Source organism: Pseudomonas batumici (assembly GCF_000820515.1).
Taxonomy (GTDB): Bacteria; Pseudomonadota; Gammaproteobacteria; order Pseudomonadales; family Pseudomonadaceae; genus Aquipseudomonas; species Aquipseudomonas batumici.
This window is the reverse complement of the sequence record NZ_JXDG01000096.1, coordinates 1-324: the sequence shown is the minus strand read 5'-3', so window position 1 is coordinate 324 and position 324 is coordinate 1. Positions and strand designations below refer to the sequence as shown.

The 324-nt window shown below is 54.6% G+C and carries 1 protein-coding gene; it reads left to right on the top strand.

Annotation, left to right across the window (positions count from 1 at the left end; translation table 11 throughout):
• Positions 1-324 (top strand): transposase (locus UCMB321_RS28385; RefSeq protein ID WP_040072019.1); only part of this gene is annotated, 324 nt, incomplete at both ends.

The following is a 324-nucleotide window of genomic DNA, read 5'->3' as shown; positions in this document are numbered from 1 at the left end:
CCAGTTTGGCCGCCCCTTGAGCTGCAATGCAGTCAAAGGCCTGTCAGCCACATCCGTCGACAGGCTGGGCCTGCCAACGGATGTGGCTTTGGCGATGAAAGCCAATATTGCCATTGTCCAAGCCCTGGAAATCCAAATTGAGGGTTTGGAGGATCGGCTGCTTCACGAGGTCAAATTGCGACCCGAGTTTTCCTTGCTGAAAACGATGCCCGGAATTGGTGAAGTGCTGGCAACGGTCATCATGTTGGAAACGGGCGATATTGGACGTTTTGCGCAGGTCGGCAACTTCGCCTCCTATGCTCGATGCGTCAAGAGTGCGCGTTA